This window comes from Kitasatospora sp. NPDC001159, assembly GCF_053598235.1.
On record NZ_JBSFJV010000133.1, the window covers coordinates 1 to 15,776 of the forward strand.

The 15,776-nt window shown below is 70.6% G+C and carries 17 protein-coding genes and 1 pseudogene; 6 read left to right on the forward strand and 12 right to left on the reverse strand.

Annotated elements, in window-relative coordinates; all coding sequences use genetic code 11:
- The 7 genes from ACWC9T_RS37055 to ACWC9T_RS37085 form a co-directional block, all read right to left on the reverse strand.
- Positions 1-111: transposase (locus ACWC9T_RS37055; protein WP_449825458.1), on the reverse strand; the 111-nt coding region annotated here is incomplete at its 3' end.
- A gap of 218 nt (positions 112-329) precedes the next feature.
- On the reverse strand, positions 330-1,013 hold the full coding sequence (locus tag ACWC9T_RS37060) for a hypothetical protein (RefSeq protein WP_449825444.1): 684 nt from the start codon (positions 1,011-1,013) through the stop codon (positions 330-332).
- 147 nt (positions 1,014-1,160) lie between these two features.
- Positions 1,161-1,619, reverse strand: coding sequence for a hypothetical protein (locus ACWC9T_RS37065; protein ID WP_449825445.1), 459 nt, complete (start codon positions 1,617-1,619; stop codon positions 1,161-1,163).
- Positions 1,604-3,247 carry an Ig-like domain-containing protein gene (locus ACWC9T_RS37070; protein WP_449825446.1) on the reverse strand — a complete coding sequence of 548 codons (1,644 nt, stop codon included), beginning with the start codon at positions 3,245-3,247 and terminating at the stop codon, positions 1,604-1,606. The genes ACWC9T_RS37065 and ACWC9T_RS37070 overlap by 16 nt, the downstream gene beginning before the upstream one ends.
- An 809-nt stretch (positions 3,248-4,056) precedes the next feature.
- Complete coding sequence (locus ACWC9T_RS37075; RefSeq protein WP_449825447.1) at positions 4,057-4,890, reverse strand: transposase family protein; 834 nt, start codon at positions 4,888-4,890, stop codon at positions 4,057-4,059.
- Positions 4,891-4,947: 57 nt separating this feature from the next.
- Entirely contained in the window at positions 4,948-5,403 is a 456-nt protein-coding gene (locus ACWC9T_RS37080; protein ID WP_449825448.1) for a hypothetical protein, read from the reverse strand.
- Positions 5,404-5,743: 340 nt separating this feature from the next.
- Positions 5,744-6,520: an alpha/beta fold hydrolase gene (locus ACWC9T_RS37085; protein WP_449825449.1), complete on the reverse strand. Its 777-nt coding sequence runs from the start codon at positions 6,518-6,520 to the stop codon at positions 5,744-5,746.
- Between the two features lie 116 nt (positions 6,521-6,636).
- Here ACWC9T_RS37085 and ACWC9T_RS37090 point away from each other — a divergent pair, with 116 nt between their 5' ends.
- A complete protein-coding gene (locus ACWC9T_RS37090; RefSeq protein WP_449825450.1) occupies positions 6,637-7,194 on the forward strand; it encodes a PadR family transcriptional regulator in 558 nt (185 codons plus the stop codon).
- A 631-nt stretch (positions 7,195-7,825) separates the two neighbouring features.
- Here the strand turns inward: ACWC9T_RS37090 and ACWC9T_RS37095 are convergent.
- On the reverse strand, positions 7,826-8,107 hold the full coding sequence (locus tag ACWC9T_RS37095) for a hypothetical protein (protein ID WP_449825451.1): 282 nt from the start codon (positions 8,105-8,107) through the stop codon (positions 7,826-7,828).
- A 224-nt stretch (positions 8,108-8,331) separates the two neighbouring features.
- Here ACWC9T_RS37095 and ACWC9T_RS37100 point away from each other — a divergent pair, with 224 nt between their 5' ends.
- Positions 8,332-8,808: an N-acetyltransferase family protein gene (locus tag ACWC9T_RS37100; protein ID WP_449825452.1), complete on the forward strand. Its 477-nt coding sequence runs from the start codon at positions 8,332-8,334 to the stop codon at positions 8,806-8,808.
- Positions 8,809-9,063: 255 nt separating this feature from the next.
- Here ACWC9T_RS37100 and ACWC9T_RS37105 read toward each other — a convergent pair.
- Positions 9,064-9,345 (reverse strand): annotated as a pseudogene (locus tag ACWC9T_RS37105) (MarR family winged helix-turn-helix transcriptional regulator); the annotation flags it as partial.
- A 111-nt stretch (positions 9,346-9,456) separates the two neighbouring features.
- On the opposite strand from ACWC9T_RS37105, the gene ACWC9T_RS37110 reads away from it, so the two are divergent.
- Together ACWC9T_RS37110 and ACWC9T_RS37115 are read left to right on the forward strand one after the other, a co-directional pair.
- Positions 9,457-9,681, forward strand: a complete 225-nt coding sequence (locus ACWC9T_RS37110) for a hypothetical protein (protein WP_449825460.1) — start codon at positions 9,457-9,459, stop codon at positions 9,679-9,681.
- A gap of 1,307 nt (positions 9,682-10,988) precedes the next feature.
- A complete protein-coding gene (locus ACWC9T_RS37115; RefSeq protein WP_449825453.1) occupies positions 10,989-11,867 on the forward strand; it encodes an NAD(P)H-binding protein in 879 nt (292 codons plus the stop codon).
- Between the two features lie 37 nt (positions 11,868-11,904).
- Here the strand turns inward: ACWC9T_RS37115 and ACWC9T_RS37120 are convergent, their stop codons facing one another.
- The gene (locus ACWC9T_RS37120; RefSeq protein ID WP_449825454.1) at positions 11,905-12,135 is read right to left on the reverse strand and encodes a hypothetical protein; all 231 of its coding nucleotides are present in this window, start codon (positions 12,133-12,135) and stop codon (positions 11,905-11,907) included.
- Between the two features lie 236 nt (positions 12,136-12,371).
- On the opposite strand from ACWC9T_RS37120, the gene ACWC9T_RS37125 reads away from it, so the two are divergent.
- Entirely contained in the window at positions 12,372-13,580 is a 1,209-nt protein-coding gene (locus tag ACWC9T_RS37125; RefSeq protein ID WP_449825459.1) for an ISL3 family transposase, read from the forward strand.
- 226 nt (positions 13,581-13,806) lie between these two features.
- Here ACWC9T_RS37125 and ACWC9T_RS37130 read toward each other — a convergent pair whose 3' ends face one another.
- The gene (locus ACWC9T_RS37130) at positions 13,807-14,565 is read right to left on the reverse strand and encodes a DUF6193 family natural product biosynthesis protein (RefSeq protein ID WP_449825455.1); all 759 of its coding nucleotides are present in this window, start codon (positions 14,563-14,565) and stop codon (positions 13,807-13,809) included.
- A 421-nt stretch (positions 14,566-14,986) separates the two neighbouring features.
- Here ACWC9T_RS37130 and ACWC9T_RS37135 point away from each other — a divergent pair, with 421 nt between their 5' ends.
- The gene (locus tag ACWC9T_RS37135) at positions 14,987-15,481 is read left to right on the forward strand and encodes a hypothetical protein (protein WP_449825456.1); all 495 of its coding nucleotides are present in this window, start codon (positions 14,987-14,989) and stop codon (positions 15,479-15,481) included.
- A 9-nt stretch (positions 15,482-15,490) separates the two neighbouring features.
- Here ACWC9T_RS37135 and ACWC9T_RS37140 read toward each other — a convergent pair.
- On the reverse strand, positions 15,491-15,776 hold a 286-nt coding region (locus ACWC9T_RS37140; protein ID WP_449825457.1), incomplete at its 5' end, for a transposase.

Sequence of the window (15,776 nt, forward strand, 5' to 3'; positions counted from 1 at the left end):
GACCCCGATCTCCTTCGCGACGGCCGCGAACGTGCGCCGGCCCTCCGAGGCCCGGTACAGCGCGACGGCATCACGACGGAACTCGTCCGAGTACTTCGATGGACGTCCCACCTGGACTTCCCTTCCTGGATCGTCAAGATCCAAGTGTCAGGGTGTCCACGTCACGGGGCAAAGCTCACACCGCCAGGCCGTAGATCTGCGGTTCTCCCGCAATCACTCGCAAACTACGGTGCTCCGTCAACATCGGGGCGGCACGGAACGGCCTCGCCAGTCAGGCGGTGCGGGGTATCTCGCCGAGGTGCTGCACCGGTTCGGCCGATCGCCAGGAGTCAGCCCATCGCGTTCTCCAGCCGTCCGATGACCGCGCGCAGTGCCCCTGCCCGGTCGCTGTCCTGGGGAAGCTGCGGAAGGGCAGCCCGTAGACGTTGCAGCGTCGCGAGCCGCACGTTCCCCGGCCCGGCGGCATCAACGATCGAACCGGTCGCGTGGAAGGCCCAGTACTGATTGAAAGACAACGCCTCGGAGCAGGCCGCGTCCACAAGAGCGGGCAAAAACTCCTCCGTGGGAAGAGCGTAGAGCCGGGCGTAGGCCGCCAACCGGGTGCCGCCGTCGTCGGCGCCGAGGGCCGAAGCGATGTCGAAGTCGGCCAGTTGCGGAGTGAGTCTGGCCAGTTCGGCGAAGATCTGCTCCTGGCGGTAGGTCCGTGCCGGGCCCGAGGGCTCATCGCGCCGGAGGGCTGTGTACTCGCGGACGAGGCGGTCGACGGATAGTCCGGCTTCGGGACTTCTGGTGCCTTCGCTGGTGGCTACCAGAGCGACCCGCGCCTGGCGGCTGGCGTCGCCCACTGCCAGTCGTGCCTCGGCGGCCTGCTGCTCGACTGCTTCCACGCGCTCTTGCAGGTGCCGGTACTGGAGCTTGGCACCACCGGGCAGTTCGATGCTCTCGAACAGGTCACCCAGCCACGGTAGGACGGCAATCGCGGCCAGAACCAACGTGGCCCCGTCGATCTTCATGTCTGGGCGGACGGTGTGCACGACACCGAGCGCTACCGCTCCAAGGGAGATCAACAAGGCGACCAGCTGCTTCCGTCGCCCCTCGCCCGCACGTTCCCGGCCCTCAGGGCCCGCCTCTGTCATGGCCCCACTATCCCAAGGGCCGGACTACCGCCCGGTGGGTTTCTCCACTTCCCGCCGGGAATCTCTTGCTGGTGCAGGGGTTGGGTCGTCTGCTGCCCAGCCGGGTGGCTGGTCGCGCGACCGACCGCTGCGGTCCTTGGGCGGGTAGAGCCTGGCGTGCAGTACCCGGGTTTCCCACCACGGATCGTCCGGGGCGGACACCAGCGCGGCCACCAGCTCCCGCTTCGTCGGGACCGGCAGCACCAGCGGGCAGATCTCGGGGTCCTGGCCGGCGGCGCGGGGCAGCACCGCCGGGTCGAGGCCGAGCTCCTCGATCAGCTCCCGGCGCAGCGCGTCGGGCGGGTCCTCGCCGTCTGCGAAGCAGATGGAGCGACGCGAGGAACCCGCGTCCGCTGCGTGGGGTGCGGCAGCGGACGCGGGACCGACCCGACGGGCGTACCCAGGGGCGAGATACTCGGCCGGGTGGGTTACAGGGTGCTGCACTGGCCGGTGCGGGCGCCGGTGACGGTGTTGGGGTGGCCGTCGTTGGTGGGGGGCGGGGTGTTGCCGAAGCAGGCCAGGGAGCCTGCGATGGTGTTGCCTTCGATCTCGGGGCGGTTGTCCTCGGGGAAGGGCCCGGTGCCGGTGTTGCCGGTGACCATTAGGGTTCCGCCGATGTGGTTGCCGATGGCCTCCAGGCCGCCGGTGTTGTTGCTCAGCTGGGCCGACGACTGGATCTGGTTGGCCGCGCAGTGGTCGTCGCCGGGATCGCCGACGACGACGAACCTGCTGGCTCCGGTGGCGGTGAGGGAGCCGGTGACGGTGGTGCCGCACACCCCGACCAGGGTGGAGCCGAAGGAGCTGACGCTGCCCTGGATGGTGGAGTTGCCGATGAACAGGGCGGTGCCCGCCCCGGCCGTGACGCTGCCGTGGATGGTGGCGTTGAGGATGCAGGTGCTCTCGCCGGTGGCGGCGACGCTGGACACGGAGCCGGTGACGGTGCGCGTGCAGTTGACCGTCTGGGTGGCGCTTTCCGCGGCGGGGGCCGCGTACGTGGCGTCGCCGCTGTACTGGGCGGTCAGGGTGTGGCCGCCGGGCAGCAGGTTCGACCAGGTCAGCTGGGCCTGGGCGCAGTGGTCGCCTCCGCCGGGGGCCAGTGGGGCGGTGCCCAGGGTGGCGCCGCCGTCGGTGAAGGTGACGGTGCCGGTCGGGATCGCGGTGGAGTTGGGGCAGACGGTGTCGGTGAGCGTGACCGGGTGCCCGAAAAGCGACGGAGTCGGGGAGCCCGTCAACGTGGTGGTCACGGTTGGCCTCGGGGTGAGGTAGCTGATGGTGATGCTCGCCGCGGCGCTGGTCACCGTGGGGCCGGTCCCGCCCGGCGGGACCATGGAAGAACCACCCCCGCCACCACCGGCAGCGGCAGTCCCATTACGGGTGCCTCCATTGCCGCCGCCGTAGAGACCGCCACCGCCTCCGCCGCCGACACTGGCGATAACGCTGTCGGTGCCGCTGCCACCAGTGCCCAGGCTGCCCGGGTTCCCGCCGGGGGTTCCGCCGGCACCGCCCATGGTCTGGGTGCCCGGCCCGCCGCCGGTGGTGGCAGTCCCACACGTACCGTTGCCTCCGGCTTCCCCAGCATTGCCACCCGGGGTGCCCCCCGGGTCGCAAAAGGCGAACGAGCCGCCTCCGCCGCCGCCGGCTGCCACGATGAGCCGCGAGTCGGTGGTGGTGAAGGGAGTGCTGCGGGGCAGGGTGCGCACATCGGAGGCACCGCCACCGCCACCGCCGGTCTGGTGGCTGGAGCCGCCCCCGTTGAACCCACCGGTACACCGCGTTGCCCCGATGCAGCCGCCGCTGTTGGTGGGAGTCCCGCCGACCTCGACATACAACGTCTGACCTGCACTCAGTCCCGACAGCGTGCCGCTGACCTGGGCACCCATCCCACCCGGGGTACCGCCGTCACCGGTGTCGTTGGGGGCACCGGCCGCGCCGATGGCGGACACCTGCACCGAGGACACCCCGCCGGGCACGGTGAAGGTCTGCTCGGCGCCGGTGAAGGCGAACGTACAGGTGGTGGTGGGGCCGGAGACCGTACAGGTGCCCTGCGCGTGGGCGGTCCCGGACAGCGCCACCGGGGCGATACCGGCGGCACAGAACACACCGGCCGCGACGGCCAGCGCACGTCCACGGCGACCAGCCGAACCGGCACGGCACCCGCTCACACCCGAGCCTGGCTGGCCGGCGGCAGCCGACAGAGAGAAATTCACGATCTACTCCCAGAAGGCGGAAGAAGGGGTCTTTCGGCAGGGGACTGCCTGCCCTCCGCCACTCTGGATCAGGCAGCCCGGGCCCCGTCCTGCAACCGACCTGACACACCGTCGATTCACCCCGGCGGTGTGCGATCCGGGTCATCGAGCGGCCGTCGCGTGGTCCGCGCTACGCCGTCCGCGGCCCGGGCGGGGACGTGGCACGACCGTGTGGCGCAGTGCGGCCCAGGCGTAGGCGGTGGTGTTCGGCGTGTAGCTTGCGTTGGAGTTCGCTGTCCTGGTCCGGGGCGTAGAGCGGGGCGGCGGTGGTGGCGATGTGGTCGTGGATGCACTGCCATTCGTCGCGGGCGTGGCGGCCTGGAGGGCGGCGTTCTCGTTCCCGGTGTCGGTGTAGCGGTCGGCGGTGCGCTCGTGGTCCCGGGCGGCGGCGAGGGGCCGGGGTGATGACGCGCAGGTTCGTCCCGGCCGCCCGCCGGCGGACCCGGCTGCGGACGTCGCCGAGCAGCCCGTGCTCCTGGTCGTCGAGCCCGCCATCGCGTGCAGCGCACCCGAGCGACCAAAGGCTGCTCAATGAGTGCTTTTCAACCTGAAGTTGCAGGTCGCGGGGCTGGCGTGGGGCGGGGTTGGGACGCTCGGGCCGGTCGGAGGCGTGATCACCGGCAGGTGATCTTCCGTCAGCGGCTGACCTCGGCGTTCGTCAGGACGAGCAGGGCGCGCAGGAGCGTGGTCGCGTGCCGGACGTTCATGCGGACCTTGGTGAGGATGCGCCACGCCTTGAGGTCGGCGAAGCCGTGCTCGTTGGCCGCGCGTTCACGGCTGACCAGCTTGTTCGCTTCCTTCTGGGCGGCGGTGAGCGGATGGCCACGGGTGGCCTTGCGGCCGGTGACGATCACCGGGTCATCGGGGTCGTCGTCCAGGCCGACGAAGCCGAGGTCCGTCAGGGCGCCGAGGCCGGCTTCCCGGAGGTGTGCGGTGATCTTGTTGTGGCGGGCGGTGGTGATCTCGCTGGAGCGCCCCGGTCTCGCTGCGGAGATCCAGATCAGGTTGCCCCGCTCGTCGGTCAGGGCGAGGAACAGCAGGCCGTGGGCCTTGTGCTTCCCGCTGTAGTTGAGCCGGTTCTCGTCCCCGGTGCGTCGGCGGGGGCGGACCAGGGTGCCGTCGAGCAGGACGACGACGCCGCCCTTTCGGGCGATTCTCTTCAGGGCGCGGTCCAGGCGCGGGGCGCGTGCGGCAAGCAGGTCGATCACCTCCAGCAGCCAGCGGCGCACCGTGGAGGCGGAGATGTCGTTGCCGCCCGCCATGTCGCAAAGCCGCTGGTCGTGGCGCAGGACCGCGAGGACGATCAGGGCGATCTTCCCGGGTGGGAGCTTGCGCCAGCGCGAGCCGATCTTCTTCAGGTGGCCGCGGATCAGGTCGGAGACCATGGTCGTGGTGGCGGTGGACAGCTCCAGGCGGCACTGGTAGACAAGGCCGTCAGGGCCCTCGGCGGGACTGGACTTCTTTCGCATGGAATCCCCAACTCCTGCCGGGGGTCACTTTGTTACGGCGAAATTCAGCCGGGACGGTCATGCGGAAGGCAGGGGCGGGACGGTGAAGCGGCCGGCGGGGGTGCGGTGCAGCCAGCCCCGGTCCGCCAAGCGCTTGAGCTTGTCGCGGACCGGCTCGACCTGCCCGGGGCCGGTGCCCCTGCCGAGCTTGACGCTGACCTCCTTGGCCGGAACCGGCTCCGACACCGCGGCCACGATCTTCATGATCGCTTGGTAGTCCGCAGGCAGCGCACTGGTGTCCATGCCGTCCGCACGATGTGGGACCAGCAGCATCCCGCCCGCCCCTGGCGAGGTCGTGACCCGCTCGAACTCCTCGGCCATCACCGGGTCGTCGGTCGTCCCCGCCCGCTGGGCGTCGGCGAACTGCCCGAACACCACCTCCGCGGCCTCCAGCCGCGCGACCTCGGCGTCGATCTCTGCGAGCTCCTTGCGCAGCCGCTCGGCACGGTCAGCCAGTACGATCCGACGCTGCATCACCCACACCAGAACATCCGCCACGAACGGCCCCTCCCCGCGTCTCTCCCATGGAGCGTACGAGGCGGCCCCGGCCCGGCAGAGCGATTCCGGAGAACCGGCCACACGGCAGACGATCACCTGCTACCGATCACGCCCCCGACCAGCCCGAGCACCCCAACCCCGCCCCACACCAGCCCCGTGACCTGCAACTTCAGGTTGAAAAGTACTCAGTGTGTCCGCACCCCCGCCGATGCCGAGCACCTGGCCGACGACCACGCTGGCGCGGCGCGCGGGCGCTCCTCGCCATGGCCCGCCGCCTCGCCGCGCTGGAGGGGTGAGCAGTGCGGCTCCCGCTGTGTCAGACCTCCCGCAGGGCGCGGGCGGTGGCCTGGGCGAAGGCCTCCGGGTTGTCCAGCATGATGTTGTGCCCGCAGTCCGGGATCGACACCACCTCGACTCCCGCCCTGGTGAGTTCCTGCGCGCCGGGAAGCGGCTGGTCGGCCTCGGGCCGCAGGTAGGTACGCGGGATCGGCAGGGCCATCAGCATCTCGCGTATGGCGGGCTCGGTGCCGAAGGCCCGGTGCACCGCGCTGCGGTACAGTGCCTCGCGCCCGGCCAGGCGCATGGTGGACCACCAGTGCGGTCCGACGTCCTCGCGGACCTGGCGCCACCCACCGGCGAGGAACTCCTCCTCGGTGTAGGCGGCGATACCGCTCGCCCCGGGCCGGCCGTGCCCCACGGGCACCGGGTCGAGGGTGGCGTCGACCAGGACGAGCCGTCCGACCAGGTGCGGGTGGCGGGCGGCCAGCACGATGGCCACCGCGCCGCCCATGCTGTGTCCGATGACGTCCACCGCCCGGACCTCGGCCGTCTCCAGGGCCGTCGCCACGGCGTCGGCGTGGTCCTCCAGGGTGTAGGCGAAGTCGGTGGGGCGGTCGCTGATGCCGAAGCCCAGCAGGTCGAGCAGCAACGAGCGGTGGCCGGCCAGAGCGGGGTGCGCGGCGGAGGCCGCGAAGTACGGCGCGGCGGAGGCGCCGAGCCCGTGCAGGTAGACCCGGGTGGCGCGCTCGGGGTCTCCGGGCACCTCCACCCAGCGCATTCGCGCCCCTTCGGCGGTTACCTCGGCGTCGCGCATGACTCCTCCTCGATCACTCGATCACTCGAATCGCTCGGTCGTGTGCCCGGTCGCCGGTTGCCCAGCCGCCCGAAAGCATCGCCAAGACTATATATCGTCTTCGATATATAGAAGTGATGAGGCATGATGGCGTGGTGTTGGAACTGGCGATCCTGGGCTTCCTGTACGAGCAGCCGCTGCACGGCTACGAGCTGAAGCGGCGCGTCGCGCATCTCACCGGCCACGTCCGGCCCATCGCGGACGGCACGCTCTATCCGGCCATCAAGCGACTCGAGAAGGCCGGCCTGCTGAGCCGGCAGACCGAGCCCGGCACCCGGGCGGCACCGCGGCACGTCCTCACCCTGACCGGCACGGGCCGGGAGGAGCTGCGCCGCCGCCTGTGTGAGGCCGACGGCGTCGAGATCAGTGACGAGAACCACTGGTTCACCGTCCTGGCCTTCCTGCGCCACCTGGAGGACCCCGACCAGCAGGCCGCCGTCCTCCGCCGCCGCCTGGCCTTCCTCCGGGAGCCGAGCAGCTTCTTCTACGAGGGCGAACGCCCGCTCGGTGCCGAGGAGTTCGACGACCCCTTCCGCCAGGGCCTGCTCACCATCGCCCGCGCCACCAGCCGCACCGAACTGCACTGGTTGGACACCACCCTGAAGGCGCTCACCTCCGAGGCTGGCACAAACTGACGCTCCGGGCCGACGGCGTGGCCTGTGACCAGTCGGGCCTCGCCGCCGCGCATGTCGGCGTCGGCGGGGCCGAGGGCCGGCCGCTCCGCGGTACGGCCGTCGCCCAGTGTGGCGCGCATTCCCGGGTGAGCCACGGCGTTCCGATGGCTGCCATCGTCGACGGGTGTCCCCACCCTGCAACCCGTCCACGACGCGGCGGTCAAGGCCGAAGCCGACACCGAGATCGAAGCGTCTTCCTTCCGCACGATCTGGCGGGTCCTGCGGGCCCTGGCCACGCAGGACGGGCCCGGGTGGTGGGCCGGATCACCGAGCTGCGCGGCGCCCACCGCGCCCAGCCCCAGCCCACCACCACGACGCAGGCCTTCCGAGGACGACGCGGCCGCCGGGGCCGGGGCGGGCGGGCAGCCGCCGACGGTGGTGGAGTCCCCGGTCGAGTGGCTGCGGATCGACGCCCGCCGGCACGCGGCACAGATCCTCCAGACGGTCAAGCTGCGGGCGTTCAACCCGCGAGCGGCCGAGTGGCATCGCATGCACGCCGTCGCCGCGGTGCACCTGGAGCACGGCCACCTCGGCCGCACCGACAAGACGCAGCACGGCGAGCTGATCTCCTGGCTCGACCGCCAGCGCTACCTCAACAGCTCCCGCAGGCCTGCCCCACGCCCGAGACGACGAACGCACCGCCGACCGGCACACCGACGCCGGCCACGAGACCGCCTACGCCACCGCAGCCACCATCCGTGCCGAGTGGCAGCGCGTCCACGACCACACCGCCGCCACCCGCGCAGAGCGCTACGACCCCGACCACGACACCGTCCTCCAGCACGCGCTGCGCCGCGAGCGCCACCGCCGCGACGTCGCCGACCGCGCCCGTGAGGCCGCCTACCAGGCCCGCCGAACCACCGACGTCGCCCACCGAAGCCTGGCCGTCCTGGCCGGTCCAGCCGGCTGCCGCCGCGGCCGGTGGGCTCTGCCCCTTGGGGCGGTGCGGCTCGGTGTGGGGCGTGTCCGGGATCCGGGTTCCGGTGGCCGTGCCATGCGGGGGTGGTGGCTGACCTCCCACGCGTGGGAAAGCGGCCGACACCGCGATGACTCCGTAACTCCGTGGCATGCCCGGCAGGCGAAGGCGGAAGATGCGGTATGACCAGCATTCGTATTGCCTCCATGGGCGACATCACCGCGCTCGCGGCGCTCACGGCCCTCGGGCACCAGGTGCATGCCGATCACCGGCCCGACCTCTTCGTGGGCGGGCCTTCGCGGGAAGCGCTCGAAGCCCTGCTGAGCGACCAGTTGATGGAACCGCACGTGACCTTCCTCATCGCTGAAGCATCCGATGGGCGGGCCCTCGGCTACGCAATGGCCGAGATCGTCGAACGGCACGGCAGCGCGCTCACCGTCGCGGACTCGGTCGTCTCGCTCCGGCGGATCGCCGTGGATTCGGGCGCTTCACGAAGCGGCGTGGGTTCGGCGTTGCTGGACGGGGTGCGTGAGATCGGACGGGCCGCCGGCTGCCGACGACTGGTCACTCAGGTCTGGGACTTCAACGAGGGTGCCCTGGCCTTCTATCGGGCCTCCGGCCTGAGGCCGACCACGCGGTCGCTCGATCAGGAGATCTGACTGCCCGTCCGGCGTCGCCATCCCGGAGGCACGGCACACCGTCGGCCGTCCTCTGGCGAGAAGCGGACAGCGCGAAGTGGGTGCGTAGGCCGCCGGGGGCGGCGTGGCGCCCGGCCGGCGCTGCCCCAGGACCTCGCGCCCGCTCGGTCCGCGGAATGCGGACGTCTTCGTTTTCGCAGGGATGCCGATGCCGGAGGGGTTGTCCGCGGGGCCGCCGCGCCGGCCGCAGTAGCAGGCCGAGTGCCGGGGCCCGGTTCAGCGGCGGCGGCCCCGTGCAGGCAGGCCGCGGATGCGGATGAGGTGGTGTTCGTAGAGGGTGCGGGAGTCGCGCAGGAAGCCGGCGAGCAGGGCCAGTTCCTCCGGGCTGTAGGCCTTGAGTGCTTCGCTGCCCTCCGTGGCGAAGGGGCCGTACAGCTGCCACGCTTTCTTCCGCGCGTCCTCCGTGATGCGGACGGCTACCTTGCGGCGGTCCGCGGGGTCGGCCGAGCGGGTGAGGTAGCCGAGGCGCTCCAGGCGGTCGAGCATGGTCGTCACGCTGCCGGCGCCAACACCGCCCTGCGCGACGCGGCCCTGCTCTGCCGCGAACTGGCCGCCGCCGCAAGGGGCGACAAACCCCTGCTCGCCGCGATCGGCGACTACGAGGCCGAGATGGTCCCGTACGGCTTCGCCCGCGTCGCCGACTCCCTCGACAACAACGGCACCAGCGGCGACGACCCGCTCTACAAGCCGTTCACTGGCCGCCTCGCCCTGTTCGCCGCCCGCACCTACTTCAGCCTCACCAGCCGCATCCCCGCCGCCCGCCGCAAGCTCCTCGACGACCTCTACGCCTACCGCGGCGCCGACGGACTTCCCGACGAACTGCCCAGCGCCTGACACACACGCGGCTGACCGGCTGATTACGTGCGCGCCTCGATGCCAATCACCTGGCTCACTCTCCCGTGTCCCGGGCGGTGGTGATCACCACCGGCGATCGTTTGGGCGGCCCGCACGGCCAGGGCGGCGGTGGCGGGCGATGACCTCGATCGCGCACTCGAGCGCGGTGGGGACATCCACCGCATTGGGCTCTACCCCGGTTTGTGGACACTTCTGAGAAGCGGATCTTGGGGTCCGTGGAGAGGATGTCACACCAGATTCGTTCGTAGCTGCGCCCAGCCGACGCGGCCGTCGGACTTCAGCCACCACTGCCGGCCACCGCGTAGGAGCGCTGCCAGGTGATCGGCCGGCTCACGGCGTCTCCCCTTCTCAGTCGACGCAGGGCACTCCGTTCCCGGCCGGGGCTCCACCCGTACCCTCACTGGCCAGGATCTCCTTGGCCTTCCCCGGCTCCGCCACCAGCGCCGCCCCCTTCGTCTGCACCGGTAGCGTCGAGGCCGCCGTGACGTCCTGAGGGCACCAGGATGTTTCAAAGGATTTTCGACGGACCGTGAAGTCCCCTCTGACCCGCATCCGAGGCGCGCCGGAACAGCAGCCGGCCCGAAGCTCAGTGGCGAAGCCTCGTCGGCCGGCGGATGGAGGCGGTGCGCGAGGCCGGGTAGTTAGCGTTTCCGCAGGTCACGCAAGGGATCTGTTGCCTTGGGCGATAGCCGTGTAGCGGCCTGTGCGGACTCTCTTGATCATTCCTCTCTCAGTCCCCAACTGCTCCTCGCTCAGCCCCCGCAGGCCAGCCTCCAGATCGCCGCCCTACGCCGACAGCGTGGCCAGGAAGGCACGGCGCTCGGCCTGCACTGCCATCAGCGCCCGCTGCGCCGCCTTCAGCCCGTCGGTGTACTCGAAGGTCTTCTGCTCTTTGCCCACGGCAGGGAATCGTACGCGCGAGCGGATCCGCGCCCGGCCGCGCCGCACCGACACCTTGATGCCCGTCCCGGGGCGGGTGATCGATACCTTGATGGCTGCCCCCGAGGCCTTGAGCTGCCCCGAGTTTCGTGGAGTCCGCGGTCGTGTGATCAAGCGGTCTGCGGGGCTTGCTCCAGCTGCGCCCTGGGGGCGGCGGCCGAGCGGCTGGTCGCCCGCCTGCGCTCGCAGTGGGTCCCGCCCGAGTAACAGCGCTACGGCTGCGTCGGCGATGGCGTCGCGCGGCCGCTCCTTCTTGCGGGCCCGCGGCCCCGTCGGCTCGCTCGCCTGACCACCTGACATTTATGACCGAGTTGATTTTTTAACCTAGTAACGTTTCCATGGGTGGCATGAGTCAGACAGACATTCCTCCCGTGCTCGTAACCGGGGCGACGGGCCGAGTCGGCCGCGTCGTCATCGACCAACTCCTCGACGCGGGCGTGCCGGTCCGCGCCCTCACCCATCGCTCCGAGGCAGCGGTGACGCTGCCGGCGAAGGTCGAAGTCTTCACCGGCGACCTCACCGTGCCCGAGTCGCTCGGCTTCGCATTGAACGGCGCCGGTGCAGTCTTCCTCGTCTGGACCGCCCCGCCTCAGACCGCCGCGGCAGTCGTCGAGCGGCTGGCGGCCCACGTGCGGCGAGTCGTCTTCCTCTCCTCCCCTCACCAGACGCCGCACCCCTTCTTCCAGCAGCCCAATCCGATGGCAGTGCTGCACGCCGACATCGAGCGGCTCATCGCAGCCACCGGACTCGAGTCGACGATCATCCGGCCGGGGATGCTCGCGTCGAACTCGCTGGCCTGGTGGGCATCCGCGATCCGGGCGGGCGAGGTCGTCCGGTGGCCTTACGGCGCTGCCGAGACGGCACCAGTCGACGACCGCGACGTCGCAGCCGTCGCGGCGCGAACGCTCTATCGGGACGGACACGCCGGAGGCGATTACGTCCTGACGGGCCCTGAATCGCTGACCCACGCCGCGCAGGTAGGCGTCATCGGTGACGTCCTGGGGCGACAGATCGCATTCGAGGAGATGACGCCGGACGAGTTCCAAAGCCTGTCGGAGGGTACGGCGCTCAGCTCGGTCGTCGACATGCTGCTTGCCTCGTGGAGCGCGGCGGTCGGACAGCCCGCGTACGTCACCACTGCGGTGGCCGACATTCTCGGGACGGCCCCGCGAACGTTTCGCCAGTGGGCCGCCGACCACGTCAGCGCGTTCACGGAGGATCTGTAACCTCGTCTGCCGCGACCTGCGCCCTCGGCCACAGCCCTCAGCCCGAGCAGGACGTGCCGGGTGCGTGGGCGCGGGAGGCCCGTACCGACAGGACGCACAGTCCGCGGTCACGTGCGCGACGGCGGCTGGCCACCGTCAGCTCCGCACTGCGTCCCATCAGCGGCCCGGCAGCTGCGCGCACCTGCTTGCCCATCAGTACGTCCACCTCGGTTCCCGTCGCCTGCTGCGCGGTCAGCCTGAGCAGGAAGAAGCACAGAGAAGCACTCACCCCGAGCCACGCAGCGGAGCCCTTAGCGGGGGGCGTCACGGTCTGTGACGGGCTTCCCGGCGTGCCACTCGAACTGGCCGTCGATGGAGACCCATAACTGGTCGTACCCGGGGAAAAGATCGGCTCTGGCGCGAGTTTCGTGAAAGCCGTCCGCGGATCTCGACGTTTGCCGATCATGGTGGGTGTCTGTTGCTGATCTGCTGGCCATCCTGTTCCCTCAGTTCGCGCTGCTGCACGTGGACTTGATCAGATCGGCCGGTCGGTCGGTACGGGTCCATGCCCGGGGCCGGGCGCCGGGGGCGGAGTGTCCGGGCTGCGGGGGCTGGTCCGACCGTGCACACAGCGGCTACGAGCGGCGGATCGGCGACACGGCGGTCTCCGGCCGGGAGCTGGTGCTTCACCTGCGGGTTAGGCGGTTCTTCTGCGACAGGGCCGAGTGCGGGAGGCGGACCTTCGCCGAGCAGATCCCGGGACTGACGTTCCGCTATGGGCGGTGCACAGTGCCACTGCGGAAGGCTCGCGAGGCCGTTGCCCTGGCACTCGGCGGCCGTGCGGGTGCCCGCTTGGCCGAGCGCCTGGCGGTCGGGATCGGCCGCGACGCCTTGATACGCCTGATTCGCGCGCTGCCGGACCCGGCTGTCGGGCAGGTTCGCGTACTGGGCGTTGACGACTTCGCCCTGCGCAAGGGCCACAACTACGGCACGGTCCTGATCGACATCGAGGGCCGCCGCCCGGTCGAGGTCCTGCCCGAGCGATCCGCCGACGCCCTGGCCGACTGGCTCACCGACCACCCCGGCGTCGAGGTGGTGTGCCGTGACCGCGCGGTCTACTACGCCGATGGCGCCACCCGCGGAGCTGGCACCGCGACGCAGGTCGCGGACAGGTACCACCTCTGGGCGAACCTGGGGGCGGCGGCCGAGCGGCTGGTCGCCCGCCTGCGCTCGCAGTGGGTCCCGCCCACGCCGGACAAGGAGAAGGTGGCGCTGCCCGAAGGGCCGCGGGCGCGGCGCGCCCGTGAGCGCCACGCCGCCATCCACGAACTGATGAGCAGGGGCATGGGGCACAGCCAGATCGTCGCCGAGCTGCGGTTGGACCCGAAGACGGTACGGAAGTTCATGCGAGCCGCCACGGCGGACGAGCTGGTCGGCTCGGGACCCTCGGGCGGCCGTCAGACGAGCCTGGACGGCCACGCCGCCTACCTGATCGCCCGGTTCAACGAGGGCTGCACCAGCGCCGACCGCCTCCACCGCGAACTCGCCGAACGCGGCCTGACCGTCAGCGAGCGCACGGTACGACGTTTCGTGCACCGGCTGCGCGACAACGCCAACCCGAACATTTGCCCGCCGGCTCCCAAGGTCCGCGAGGTGACCGGGCTGATCCTCACCCACCCCGACCATCGGTCCGAGAGCCGGCAAGTCATCTTGAAGGAACTCCGCAGCCGCTGACCGGAGTTGGACGGTGCCTGCGACCTCATCGCGCGGTTCGCCTCGATGCTCGTCAACCGCCGCGGCCACGAGGAACTCGGAGCGTGGACCGCGGACGCCGAGGCCAGCCGCCTACCCGAACTGCGCGGATTCGCCACAGGTCTGCGCAAGGACTGGGACGCGGTCATGGCTGGCCTCACACTCCGCTGGAACTCCGGCCCCGTCGAGGGCCACGTCAACCGCATCATTATGTGGAATCTGATTTGTCAAGATCCTTGGCAGTGCCGGCGACAGCTGGCCCGCAGTTGGAGGGAAGGTGGACGAGGACCAGGGCAACAGCGTCACGCGGGTTGTCAGTCTCTCCGATGTCCGCCGGCCCGTGCGGCGAGCGGGTTTTCCACCAGGTGACGCGGTATTTCCCGTCCACGGGAGTAATCACTGGAACGTCGTGGGTGTAGGGGAATCCGGTGCAGCGGCTGAAGTTCAGCGTTCGGTGACTGTGGAAGGGGAACAGGGCTCGCAGCTGCGGCTGGGCGTATGCAGCCTCGATGAGTCCATGGTCCACGTGCCGTGCTGTGGTATGCCGATAGCTCGTCCATTGGGCCTCGACTGCGTCACCACGCTCGTGGGCCTCGGCGAGCGGACTGTAGTCGACGAACGGGCAGGCGGACTTCAGGCGTGCCAAGGTGGCGCCGGACTGCCAAGCGCCGATGGCCGACACGACGGCGTCCAAGCTGGTCGTCGTGCCCTTGGCCATCATGACGCCGCGTTCCCAGAACTTCACGATGAAGGCGCGCTCTGCGATGGCGAGGAGAACGTTTGTCGTCCGACTGTCACCGTCTACGCGGGCTCCGGACCGCCACCAGCCTGGCGCGCGTTCGGGGAGCACGTCCAGCCCGTGTCCAGCTTGGTGAACGGCCGTCTGCAGGACGCTCTGAAGCGTTCCGTTCCGACCGAGTTCGGGATAGATGCTGGCCAAGTCATCCGCGTCGGGGCCAGGTGTCACGATTCCTCCTCCCGCCGATGCACTCCGGGTGCGGTCGGCCCTTTGGCACTTCCCGATGGCGCGCTGCGTCGGACTTCGACGAGAGGAAGCAACGCGGAGTTTGGGGGTATTCCGATCTGGCGGGGCGTCGGGCCGGCCGGAGTGGGGACATCGGCCAGGCGCGCGAGGAGTTTATCCAAGGCGGTTTGGCCGTCATCGACGGCCTGGCGCTCGTCGTCGGTCAGCGGGATGCTGACGAGCATGCGCTGAAGATTGCCTTTGGCCTCCGGATCTGACTCTTGGTGGAGCCCTTCGGGGTGTAAGAGCCTGATCACTAACCATGCGGACCACTGGATCGGGTGATCGTTTGGTGGCGTGGACTTCCGTTCTGGGTGGGAGAGATGTGGTGGTTGGTCTCTTTCGTTGTGGTTGGAGGTTGCTGGTGCCGTCGGTGTTGGGGCTGGTGGAGGAGCGGGAGGCCAGGGCTCGGCGCGAGGTCGAGCGGCTGCGGGGCGAGGCGGCCCGGTTGGCCGCTGCCCTCGGGGAGGCCGAGGCGGAGTTGTCGCGTCTGGTGATCGCCCGGGAGACGCTGCGGGACGTGTTGCGGTCGGAGCCCGGCGACCGGGGCGGTGCGGTGGCAATCGGTCCGGCGGGTGCGGGAGTGGACGGCGGGGTCCGGGTTGCTGTGCCGGTGCGGGAGCCGGGTATGGGCTTGGTCGTTCTCCCGCCGATCTATCGGGAGTTGGCGCAGGTGTTGGAAGCGTCTGCGGAGCCGTTGCCGGCTGGTGGGCTGGCGCGCTTGCTCGGGCTGGAGGCGACGGCTTCGGTGGTGGAGGGTGTGCGGGCGAAGGCGAAGCGTCTGGTCGTGCGGGGCTGGGCGGTGCAGGCGGATCGGAGCCGGTTCGCCTCGGCGTCCGTGCGGGCCGCGGCGGCGTGAGCGGCCGGTTCATAGGGGGCGTGCGGCTCGTCGGGCCAGGCGGCGGGTCATGAGGATGGTCATCGACCAGGTGACCATGGCGAGGTGGTGGGCGGGCAGGCGCTCGTAGTCGCGCACGCAGCGCCGGCGCCGGCAGATCCAGGACAGAGTGCGCTCGACGACCCAGCGGCGGGGCAGGACGGTGAAGCCGCTGGTGTCGTCGGCGCGTTTGACGACGGCGACGGTCAGGGCGAGCGCGGTAAGGGCCCAGTCGACGAGCAGGCCGGTGTAGCCGCCGTCGGCCCACACGAGGCTG